Genomic DNA, 10,200 nt, shown 5'->3' with positions numbered 1-10,200 from the left:
CCGCCGATCTCGCCCTGCGCCTCACCCGCCTTGAAGACATCGAGGCGATCCGCGCGCTGGTGGCCCGCTACGCCCTGGGTGCCGATCGCAACAACGATCCGGACATCCTCGGGCCGCTGTTTGCCGCCGATGCCGAGTGGGCCTGCGAAGGCTTCGGCCATTACCGGGGCCGCGCCGAGATCGCCGCCGAGCTGGCCCGGATCGGCCGCGAAGGCATCCACTGGTCGCTGCACTACATGGTTTCGCCGCTGATCGAGCCCGACCCCGACGGCCGTCACGCCCGCTGCCACTGGTATCTGTGGGAGCTGGCGCGGATGGCCGACGGCGAGGCCAACTGGATCGGCGGCTGGTATGAAAGCCGGCTGCGCAAGGGCCGGAAAGGTTGGCGTTTCACCCACGTAAAGCTGCACCTGAAGCTCATCAGCCCCCACGCAGACGGCTGGAAAACCCTGCCGCCGGCAGCCTGACCCCAATCGACACGAGGACACAGAACATGCGCAAGATTTCTTTGATCGGAGGCGGCCAGTGCGGCCTCTTGCTCGGTTTCGCCCTGCTCGACAAGGGCTACTCGGTCACCCTCTACACCGACCGCAGCGCCGAACAGGTGCTCAACAGCCGCATCCCCAGCACCGCATTCATGTTCGACAGCAGCCTGGCCGTCGAACGCGAACTCGGCCTCAATTTCTGGGAAGACCTGGTGCCTTACGGCGAAGGCATGCACGTGGATTTCCGCGGTCCGGACGGCAGCATCGGCCTCACCGTGCAGGGCCGCCTTGGCGAGCTGCAGGGCCAGGCGCTGGACCAGCGCACCAAGTTTTCGCGCTGGCTGCAGGAGTTTCCCCGCCGCGGCGGCAAGCTCGTGGTGCAGGCCGTATCGGTGGCCGACCTCGAAAAAATCGCCGCTGAAAGCGATCTCACCCTGGTGGCCGCCGGCAAGGGCCAGATCAACGCCTTCTTTGCCCGCGACGACGAACGCAGCGAACACCTCGCCCCGCCGCGCAACCTGGCCGCAATGCTGCTCACCGGCCCCAAGATGCTCGGCGACCGTCCCTGGCAGCGCGTGCCCTTCCGCCCGCTGCGCTTCAACTTCATTGCCGGCGCCGGCGAATATTTCTCGCTGCCCTTCTACACCCACACCCGTGGCGAATGCCGCAGCTTTCTGTTCGAAGCGATTCCCGGCGGCCCGCTGGACCGTTTCCAGGACGCGAAGGATGGCGCCGAGATGCTCGAAATTGCCCGCCAGGTGATCGCCGAGCTTGCCCCGGATGACCTGCACCACCTCGACGGCGCCGAACTCACCGACGCCGACGCCTGGCTCAAGGGCGCTTTCGTGCCCACCGTAAGGAAACCGGTCGGACGCCTGCCGTCCGGCAAGTCGGTGATGGCCATCGGCGACACCGCGGTGCTCAACGACCCGATCGCCGGCCAGGGCTCCAACAACGCCGCGCGCATGGTGCGCCACCTGGTTTCGAGCATCGTCGCCCGCGGCAACGGGGCCTTCGACGAAGCCTGGATGAATGACACCTTCGACACCTTCTGGAACGAATCGGCGATGTACACCACCGCTTTCACCAATGCGCTGCTCAAGCCGCCCGGCGCCCCGGTGATGGAAGTGCTGGGCGCTGCCTCGGTGAATCCGCCGGTGGCCGACGCCTTCATGCGCTGCTTCGACAACCCGCGCAACTACTGGCCGTGGATTGCCGATCTGGACGAAGCCAGACGTTTCGTGGCGGAAAGGGTGGAACTCTGTGCAGCCTGATTCCGCCTCCAGCCGCTGGCAGGGCGATGCCGCCGGCGGCGATCCGAAAACGCTCAGGAAGGCCCTCGGCAGCTTTGCCACCGGTGTCACGGTGGTCACCACCGTGACGCCGGACGGCCGCCAGGTGGGCCTCACTGCCAGCTCCTTCAACTCCGTGTCGATGGACCCGCCGCTGATCCTGTGGAGCCTGTCGGAACGTTCGCCCAATCTCGCCGCCTTCCGGGATGGCAGCCACTTTGCGGTGAACGTGCTGGCCGACGAGCAGATCGAGCTGTGCAGCCGCTTCGGCCGCCCGGTGCCCGACAAGTTCGACGGCCTCGACACGGCTGCCGGCGAGGGCGGCGTTCCCTTGCTGCCGGGCACCGTGGCTCAGTTCGAATGCGCGCTCGAAGCGGTCTATCCGGGCGGCGACCACCTGATCCTGCTCGGTCGCGTGCTGCGCTACCGCTGGAGCGATCGCACGCCGCTGCTGTTCTGCCAGGGCCGCCTTGGCGCGGCCTCACCCATGGAGCCGGCGCTGGCCGGCTGAAGGAGACACGATGAAGGGACTCAAGGACAAGGTGGTCATCGTCAGCGGCGGCGCCACCCTCATCGGCGCGGCTGTGGCCCGTGCCTTCGTGGCTGAAGGCGCGCGGGTGGTGATCGCCGACATCGACACCCGCGGCGGCACCGCACTGGCCACCGAACTGGGCGAATGCTGCCGTTTCATCGCCACCGACGTGACCCGCGACGCCGACATCGAGGCCTGCGTGGCAGCCACGCTCAAGGCCTTCGGAGGCGTCGACTGCCTGGTCAACGTGGCTGCGGCCTACGTGGACAACGGCTTCGATTCGCCCCGCGAAGACTGGGAAAAGGCCTTCGCGATCAACGTTTTTGGCGCGGTGATGTTTTTGCGCGCCTGCCGGCCGCACCTGAAAAACGGCGGTACGGTGGTCAACTTCGGCTCCACCAGCGCCGGCGTGGCCCAGGCCGGCCGCTGGACTTACCCGGCCACCAAGGCCGCGGTGCTGCAATTCACCCGCAGCGCGGCCCTCGACCTGGCGGCGGACGGCATCCGCGTGAATGCGGTGTCCCCCGGCTGGACCTGGTCCGGCATCCTCGACCAGATTTCCGGCGGCGACCGGGACAAGGTCAATGCCGTTGCCAAGCCTTTTCACATGCTGGGCCGGATCGGCGACCCGGCCGAAGTGGCCGACGCCGTGCTCTTTCTGTGCTCGGACCACGCCCGCTTCATCACCGGCACCAACCTCGCGGTGGATGGCGGCTACGCGGCCCTCGGCCCCGAGCAGGGCCTCTCCCCCATCACGGAACTGATGTCATGAAACAACTGTGCACAACCCGCGACGTTCCGGCCGGCGGCTGCCACCGGATCGAACTCGCCGACCGCCCGCCGCTGGCGGTGTTCAACCTCGACGGGCGCTTCTACGTCACCGACGACACCTGCACCCACGGCGAAGCGTCGCTGTGCGACGGCGAGATCGACTGCGACGACGGCGTCGTGGAATGCCCCTACCACCAGGGCGCTTTCGAGATCGCCACCGGCCGCCCGGCCGGCGCGCCGTGCTCGATTCCGCTGCGCATCTACCGCGTCGAAGTGAAGGACGAAGCCATCTACGCCGCCATCGACGAAACGGAGGCGGCATGCCCGTAATCGAAATCGACGCGCAGGACGCCGTCTTCGACTGCGCTCCCGGCGACACCCTGCTGCGCGCCGGCCTCAGGGCCGGGCTCGGCATGCCCTACGAGTGCGGCGTGGGGGCCTGCGGCTGCTGCCGCTGCGAGGTGATCGAAGGCGAAGTGGCCGACCAGTGGCCCGAGGCGCCGGGGCTTTCCGACCGCGACCGCCGCAAGGGCCGCGTGCTGGCGTGCCAGACCCGGCCGCTGGGCGATGCCCGCATCCGCCTGCGCCTCGACCCGCGCATCGAGCCCGTAGTGCGCCCGGCCAGGCGCACGGCGCGGCTGGCCGCGGTGAATGACATCACCCACGACATCCGCGAATTTGTCTTTCGCAGCGATGCGCCGGCCGACTTTCTGCCCGGCCAGTACGCCATGCTGGCGTTGCCCGGCCTTGACCGGGAGCGCGCCTATTCGATGGCCAATCTGCCCAATGGGGCGGGTGAATGGCACTTCCGCATCCGCCGGGTGATTGGTGGTGGCGCGTCCGAAGCCTTGTTTTCGCAGCTCGCCCCCGGTGCCGAAATCGGCCTCGACGGCCCTTACGGCATGGCCTGGCTGCGCACCGACAGCCCGCGCGACATTGTCTGCATCGCCGGCGGTTCGGGGCTCGCGCCGATGCTGTCGGTGGCGCGCGGCGTGGCGGCCGAACCGTCGCTGGCGGGGCGCCGGGTGGATTTCTTCTACGGCGGACGCACCCCGGCCGACATTTGCGGCCAGCCGGAACTGGCCGCCCTGCCCGGCTTTGGCGAGGCCATCCACTACCACGCCGCGGTGTCGGATGCCGACGCGGCCCACCGCGCCGGCTGGTCGGGCCAGATCGGGCCGATTCATCAACTGGTGGAATCCACCCTCGGTGAGCGCCTTGGCAGCGCCGAGTTCTATCTCGCCGGGCCGCCGCCCATGGTCGAAGCCCTGCAACAGTTGCTGCAGCTCACCCACAAGCTGCCGCCCGAGCGCATCCACTTCGACCGGTTTTTTTGATAATGGAAACTGATGACATCATCGGCGCGGTGGCGGGCTGCCTCAGCACCGCCGCCTTTCTGCCCCAGGCCTGGCAGATCTGGAAAAGCCGCAGTGCCCGCGACGTGTCGTGGGCGATGTACGCCGTGCTGATCGCCGGCGTGGGCCTGTGGATTGTTTACGGCCTGCGCCGCGGCGCCCTGCCCCTGGTGCTCACCAACGGCGTGATCCTGGTGCTGGCGCTGGTGATTCTGGCCATGAAGCGGCGCTTCGGCGACTGAGGCGCATCAACTGCGGGTCGTCATGACCCGCGCGGCCTGATCGTACAGGCCGATGAAGTGGCTCATCACCTTGGTTGCGCCGCGTAGCTGCTCACGCAGTTGCTCCATCTCCTCGGCCGGGCCGAGCACCAGCTCGCGGCGCCGGGCCACGAAGGCTTCCACCAGCTCCCGGCCGTCGGCGGTGGTCTGGTAGGTGGTGCCGCGGTTCGAGCGGTCGCTGGCCTTTTCGATCAGGCCGGCCTTTTGCAGCTTGCGCACGCTGTACTGGATGTTGGCCAGGTCGTCCCGGTTCATGAAGCGGCTGATGTCCGACAGGCTTTTGGGGCGCTCCAGGGTGGCGATGATGTGCAGCACCATGTTGTCCTGCCCGCTGAAGCTCAGATCGCCCGAGGCCCCGGCCAGCCCCTGCAGGTTGTAGCGTCCGAAAGCCTCGCTCAGGCAGATCAGGGCGTGCTCGAATTCGGCCATGACCCGCTCCGCATCGGAGGCGGCCAGGTGCCAGGGGCGTTCTGCGGGGGTGGCGTCCTGCGGGCTGGCGGGCGCTGCGCTGCGGGGGGCTGTCACGATCGGGTTCGTCCTGTGGTTTTTGCCGTGATGGGGCGGCATGCCGGGGTACATCGAAGCCCCCGAATCTAACCCTAATCTAACCCGAATCGCGCCTGCCCGCCGCACCCGCCGGACGTGTCACAATCGCCCGCCGTACCGATCGACTCCGCGCGCCTCTCCGTGATCAAGCTCCTGCACACCGCCGACTGGCAGATCGGCAAGCTCTTCGGGCAGTTCGAACCCGACGAGGCCGCCATTCTGGCCGAAGCCCGTTTCACCACCATCGAGCGCCTGGCCCGGCTGGCCACGGATCAAGGCGTCGATGCCATCTTGGTGGCCGGTGACGTGTTCGACGCCCAGGGCGTGGCCGACAAGACCATCCACCGCCTGTTTCACGCCATGGCCGGCTTTACCGGGCCGTGGCTGATGATTCCCGGCAACCACGACGCCGGCCTCGCCGAATCGGTGTGGACGCGGGCTTTTCGGCTGGGGGCGATTCCGCCGAATGTCACGCTGTGTCTGAAGCCCGAGCCGCTGATTGTGGCTGCCCCCGCGCTGGCCATCCTGCCGGCGCCGCTCACCCAGCGCATCACCCACGCCGATCTCACCGAGTGGTTTGCCGGCGCCGAAACGCCGGCCGGCCTGCCGCGCATCGGCCTGGCCCACGGCAGCGTGCAGGGCATCCTGGCCGACGGCATCGACTCGTCCAACCCCATCGCCGCCGGCCGCGCCGTGCAGGCCCGGCTCGATTACCTGGCCCTGGGCGACTGGCACGGCACCAAACAGGTGGATGAGCGCTGCTGGTACGCCGGCACGCCGGAAACCGACCGTTTCAAGGCCAACGACTCCGGCCAGGCCCTGCTGGTGGAGCTGGACGGCGCGGGCGGGCCGCCCAGGGTTACGCCTATCGCCTGCGGCCAGTACCGCTGGCAGATCGAAACCCTGACGCTGCAGGTGCCCAGCGATGTGGACCAGGCCGTCGAGCGCATCGCGGCTTACGGCCCCTTTGACGTGGTGCAGCTGGATGTGTCGGGGCAGACCGACCTCGCCGGCCATCGACGCCTTTTTGAGGCCATCGGCAAGGCCCGCGGCAAGGCGCGCAGCCTGCTCGCCGATCTCGCCGCGCTGCGCCTAGAACCCACCGACGACGACATCGCCGACATCCAGGCCGACGGCTACCTGGGCGAGGTGCTCGCCGAACTGCGCGCCGGCCAGGACGGGCCGGACGGCGAAGTCGCCCGCGACGCACTGGCCCTGCTGGCCGGCCTGCTCGACGAACGCCGCGCGGGAGCCGCCCGATGAAACTCACCCGCCTTCGCATCGAGCAGTTCAGGCAGTTTCGCCGGCCGCTGGAAATCGCCGCCCTCGAACCCGGCCTCAACCTGTTCACCGGCCCCAACGAAGCCGGCAAGAGCACCATCGTCGCGGCGATTCGCGCGGCCTTCTTCGAGCGCCACCGCTCCGGCAGCGTCGATGAATTGCGCCCGTGGGGCGACGCGTCGGCCTCGCCCACCGTCGAGCTGGAGTTCGATCTGGGCGGCGAGCACTGCCGCCTCACCAAGAGCTTCCTGCACAAGAAGCGCTGCGAGCTGCAATGGGGCCGCCAGCACCTGGACGGCGCCGAGGCCGAAGACCGGCTGGCCGATCTGCTGGGCTTTCGCCACGCCAACAAGGGTGTGAGCAAGGCCGAGCACTGGGGCATTCCCGGCCTGTTGTGGATCGCCCAGGGCACCGCGCATGACATTCGCGACCCGGTGCTGCATGCCACCGACCACCTGCGCCGGGCGCTCAATGAATCCCTGGGTGCGGTGGCCAGCAGCGGTGGCGACGAAGTGCTGGCGAAGGTGGAGGCGGCCCGCAACGAGCTGCTCACCGCCAGCACCAGCGCGCCCCGCGCCGCCTATGCCGAAGCGCTCAAAAACGAATCCGTGCTGGATGCGGCGCTGCAGGCAACCGACGCCGACATTGCGGCCTACCGCCGCCAGGTGGACAGCCTTGCCGCGCTGCGCCGCGAACATGCCGCCGACGAAGCCGAACAGCCTTGGCGCGATTTTCGCGCCCGCGAACAAGATGCCGCCGCCCGGCTGACGGCCATCCAGGACGTGGAGCGCGAACTCGCCGCCGCCCGCCAGCAGGCCGGCCAGTTCGACGAACGCCTGCGCCTGCTGCGCAGCCAGCTCGACAACTTTGCCGGCCAGGAGCAGGACGCCCGCCAGCGCCGCGCCGCACTGGAAACCGCCCGCGAACAGCTCGCCGAAGCCACCCGCCGCGCCGGCCAGTGGCAGGGCCAGCACGCCGAGGCCGCCGCCCGTTTCGAAGCCGCCCGCCACGGCCTGCGCCTGGCCCGCCAGGAAGACACCCGGCGCAGCCTCGCCGCCCAGCTCGCCGAGCTGCGCCAGAAGGCCCGCGACACGGGGGCCCGCCTGGCCGAGGCCGAAGCCGTCAATGCCAGCCTGCGCGAACTGCAAAAACAGGCCGCCAGCGCCGAAATCGCCGATTCTGATGTCGCCAGCCTGCGCGAGCAGCAGCGCCGGCTGGACGAAATCCGCATCCAGCAGGCCGCCGCCGCCACCCGCCTGCGCTTTGCCCTCGACGAGGGGCAGACGATCCGGATCGGTGACGAAACGGTGTCGGGCAGCAGTGAGCGCCAGCTTGTGGACGCCACGATCATCGAGCTGCCCGGCCTGGGCCGCCTTGCCATTGCCCCCGGCGGGCTCGACCTGCCGGCCCTGCGCCGCGCGGCGGCCGAACTTGGCGACCGCCAGTCCGCGCTGCTCCAGCGCCTCGGCCTGGCCTCGCTGGATGCAGCCGAAGCCCGTCACCAGGCCCAGCGCCTGCTGGCGGGTGACATCCGGGCCGCCACCGCCAGCCTCAAATCGCTGGCCCCGCGCGGCCTGGATGCGCTGCGTGGCGAATGCGACGCCCAGCTCGCCCGCGCGCGGGAAACCGAAAACGCCCTCGCCCAGCTGCCGCCGGCCCCGGCCGATGCCGCCAGCCTGCCGGGCATCGCCCAGGCCGAAAGCGCCGAAGACGCCGCCCGCCACGCCGTCGAGCAGCTCGCCGGACAGCTCAACCAGGCCCGCCTCGCCGCCGGCAACGCGGACACCAGCTACGCCGCCGCCACCCGCGAAGCCGCCGCGGCCCAGGCCCAGCTCGATGTGCCGGAGCGCGCCGCGCGCCTGGCCGCGGCCAACGCCGGCCTCACCGACGCCCTTGCCCAGCAGGCCGCGCTGGCGGCGCGCATCGAAACCCTGAATCGCCAGGTGGAAGCCGCCCGCCCCGATTTTTTGAAGCAGGACGTGGAGCGCTACCGGCGCAGCGCTGAACAGCACGAAAAGCGCTTCGCCGAACGCCGTGATGCGCTGCTCAAGCTCGACGTGGAACTCCAGGCCGCCGGCGCCCTGGGCCTGGACGACCGCCGCGCCGAGATCGAACGCGACCTTGCCCAGGCCCGCCGCCGCAGCACCGAATTGCGCCGCCGCGCGGTGGCCCTCGACCACCTGCTGACGCTGCTCAGGGCCAAGCGGCGCAGCCTCACGCTGCGCCTGCAGGCCCCGCTGCAAAAGCACCTCAACCGCTATCTGCAATTGCTCTTTCCGCAGGCCAGCCTCGAAATCGACGAGAACCTCAGCCCCGGCCCGCTCACCCGCAACGGCAGCCAGGGGCCGGAAACCGGCGACTTCGAAACCCTGAGCTTCGGCGCCCGCGAGCAGATGGGCGTGATCAGCCGCCTCGCCTACGCCGACCTGCTCAAGGAAGCCGGCCGCCCGACGCTGGTGATCCTGGACGACGCGCTGGTGCATAGCGACGCCGCCCGGCTGGCCCAGATGAAACGCGTGCTGTTCGACGCCGCCACCCGCCACCAGATTCTGCTGTTCAGCTGTCACCCCGAAAAATGGCGTGATCTCGGGGTGACGGCGCGCAGCCTCGAAAGCCTCAAGGCGTGAGCGACGTGGCCCGGACCAGCCACCTTATTCTTCACTCCCCACCGGAAAGAACCCCATGACCGACCACCACAAGCTTGCCGACCTGCGCAAAACCTACGAGCACGGCAGCCTCGACGAAGAGGCTGCCGCCGCCGAGCCCCTGGCCCAGTTTTCGGCGTGGCTGGGCGAGGCGCTGGCCAAGGGCCTGCCCGAACCCAACGCGATGAGCCTTGCCACGGTGGGCGAGGATGGCCGGCCGTCGTCGCGCATCGTGCTGATCAAGGGCTGTGACGAGCGGGGCATCGTCTGGTATTCCAACTACGCCAGCCGCAAGGGCCGCGAACTCGAAGCCCGGCCTTTTGCCGCGCTGCAGTTTCATTGGGTCGAACTCGAAAGGGTGGTGCGCATCGAAGGCCGCGTCGAAAAGGTGTCCGCCGAAGAATCCGACACCTACTTCGCCAGCCGGCCCCTCAGCCACCGCATCGGCGCCTGGGCCTCGCCCCAGAGCGAAGCCATTCCTGGCCGCGGCACCATCGTCGCCCGCGCTGCCGAGTACGGGCTCAGGTTCGGCCTCAATCCGCCGCGCCCGCCCCACTGGGGCGGCTACCGGCTGGTGCCGGACTACTGGGAGTTCTGGCAGGGCCGGGCCTCGCGGCTGCACGACCGGATCGCCTACCAGCTGGAAAACGGCGCCTGGCACAAGGCGCGGCTGGCACCGTAGGGCTTTTTCCACACGTTGCGCGAACCTTGGTGGTTCATTCCATTCGACCGCGAATCGGTGAGCCCTTGCGGGACGGATTTCCGATGTTTGACCTTACATCGGCCGGGATTTCCCACGGCCGGGTTTGCACACCCGGCCGGCTACGGCGGCGCGGAGCGATGCTCCGCGAAACCCCGCCTCCGCCCCCGGCGGGCGACCTTCTTTCTTGTTGTACGACAAGAAAGAAGGCAAAGAAACGTACCCCGCTGCCGCGCCCCCTTCGGGGGTTCCCTCCCTCCGGCGATGCCGTGCGGGGTCTTCGCAAACTCGCCCTTCGGGCTCAGACATGCG

11 protein-coding genes are annotated in these 10,200 nt (G+C 69.1%); 10 read left to right on the top strand and 1 reads right to left on the bottom strand.

Features of this window, described 5'->3' with window-relative positions:
* The 7 genes from Q1W26_RS13340 to Q1W26_RS13310 all read left to right on the top strand — a co-directional run.
* Positions 1-467 (top strand): nuclear transport factor 2 family protein (locus tag Q1W26_RS13340; RefSeq protein WP_300440960.1); only part of this gene is annotated, 467 nt, incomplete at its 5' end.
* 26 nt (positions 468-493) lie between these two features.
* Positions 494-1,759, top strand: a complete 1,266-nt coding sequence (locus tag Q1W26_RS13335) for a styrene monooxygenase/indole monooxygenase family protein (protein WP_300440958.1) — start codon at positions 494-496, stop codon at positions 1,757-1,759.
* Complete coding sequence (locus Q1W26_RS13330) at positions 1,749-2,288, top strand: flavin reductase family protein (RefSeq protein WP_300440955.1); 540 nt, start codon at positions 1,749-1,751, stop codon at positions 2,286-2,288. Before Q1W26_RS13335 ends, Q1W26_RS13330 begins: the two co-directional genes overlap by 11 nt.
* A gap of 10 nt (positions 2,289-2,298) precedes the next feature.
* Complete coding sequence (locus tag Q1W26_RS13325; protein ID WP_300440953.1) at positions 2,299-3,081, top strand: SDR family oxidoreductase; 783 nt, start codon at positions 2,299-2,301, stop codon at positions 3,079-3,081.
* Entirely contained in the window at positions 3,078-3,410 is a 333-nt protein-coding gene (locus Q1W26_RS13320; RefSeq protein ID WP_300440952.1) for a non-heme iron oxygenase ferredoxin subunit, read from the top strand. The genes Q1W26_RS13325 and Q1W26_RS13320 overlap by 4 nt, the downstream gene beginning before the upstream one ends.
* A complete protein-coding gene (locus Q1W26_RS13315) occupies positions 3,401-4,417 on the top strand; it encodes a 2Fe-2S iron-sulfur cluster-binding protein (protein WP_300440950.1) in 1,017 nt (338 codons plus the stop codon). The genes Q1W26_RS13320 and Q1W26_RS13315 overlap by 10 nt, the downstream gene beginning before the upstream one ends.
* Positions 4,418-4,419: 2 nt before the next feature.
* Positions 4,420-4,677, top strand: a complete 258-nt coding sequence (locus Q1W26_RS13310; RefSeq protein WP_300440949.1) for a SemiSWEET transporter — start codon at positions 4,420-4,422, stop codon at positions 4,675-4,677.
* A gap of 6 nt (positions 4,678-4,683) precedes the next feature.
* On the opposite strand, the gene Q1W26_RS13305 is transcribed toward Q1W26_RS13310, so the two are convergent.
* Positions 4,684-5,241 (bottom strand): winged helix DNA-binding protein, encoded by a 558-nt coding sequence (locus Q1W26_RS13305; protein ID WP_300440947.1) that lies wholly within the window; start codon positions 5,239-5,241, stop codon positions 4,684-4,686.
* 117 nt (positions 5,242-5,358) lie between these two features.
* Here Q1W26_RS13305 and Q1W26_RS13300 point away from each other — a divergent pair, with 117 nt between their 5' ends.
* Genes Q1W26_RS13300 through pdxH form a run of 3 tightly spaced genes read left to right on the top strand, consistent with a single transcriptional unit; the run spans position 5,359 to position 9,870 of the window.
* Positions 5,359-6,525: a DNA repair exonuclease gene (locus Q1W26_RS13300; protein WP_300440945.1), complete on the top strand. Its 1,167-nt coding sequence runs from the start codon at positions 5,359-5,361 to the stop codon at positions 6,523-6,525.
* The gene (locus tag Q1W26_RS13295) at positions 6,522-9,170 is read left to right on the top strand and encodes an AAA family ATPase (RefSeq protein ID WP_300440943.1); all 2,649 of its coding nucleotides are present in this window, start codon (positions 6,522-6,524) and stop codon (positions 9,168-9,170) included. The genes Q1W26_RS13300 and Q1W26_RS13295 overlap by 4 nt, the downstream gene beginning before the upstream one ends.
* A 55-nt stretch (positions 9,171-9,225) precedes the next feature.
* Complete coding sequence (pdxH, locus tag Q1W26_RS13290) at positions 9,226-9,870, top strand: pyridoxamine 5'-phosphate oxidase (protein WP_300440941.1); 645 nt, start codon at positions 9,226-9,228, stop codon at positions 9,868-9,870.
* The last annotated feature ends 330 nt before the right edge of the window (positions 9,871-10,200 follow it).

This window comes from Zoogloea sp. (genome assembly GCF_030157465.1).
GTDB lineage: Bacteria > Pseudomonadota > Gammaproteobacteria > Burkholderiales > Rhodocyclaceae > Zoogloea.
This window is presented reverse-complemented; position numbering and strand designations above follow the sequence as displayed.

What these genes read in the sequence shown, in the direction of transcription:
- Q1W26_RS13320 (WP_300440952.1), top strand. Translation starts at nt 3,078, where the DNA reads ATGAAACAACTGTGCACAACCCGCGACGTTCCGGCCGGCGGCTGCCAC.
- Q1W26_RS13315 (WP_300440950.1), top strand. Translation starts at nt 3,401, where the DNA reads ATGCCCGTAATCGAAATCGACGCGCAGGACGCCGTCTTCGACTGCGCT.
- pdxH (WP_300440941.1), top strand. Translation starts at nt 9,226, where the DNA reads ATGACCGACCACCACAAGCTTGCCGACCTGCGCAAAACCTACGAGCAC.
- Q1W26_RS13325 (WP_300440953.1), top strand. Translation starts at nt 2,299, where the DNA reads ATGAAGGGACTCAAGGACAAGGTGGTCATCGTCAGCGGCGGCGCCACC.
- Q1W26_RS13335 (WP_300440958.1), top strand. Translation starts at nt 494, where the DNA reads ATGCGCAAGATTTCTTTGATCGGAGGCGGCCAGTGCGGCCTCTTGCTC.
- Q1W26_RS13310 (WP_300440949.1), top strand. Translation starts at nt 4,420, where the DNA reads ATGGAAACTGATGACATCATCGGCGCGGTGGCGGGCTGCCTCAGCACC.
- Q1W26_RS13295 (WP_300440943.1), top strand. Translation starts at nt 6,522, where the DNA reads ATGAAACTCACCCGCCTTCGCATCGAGCAGTTCAGGCAGTTTCGCCGG.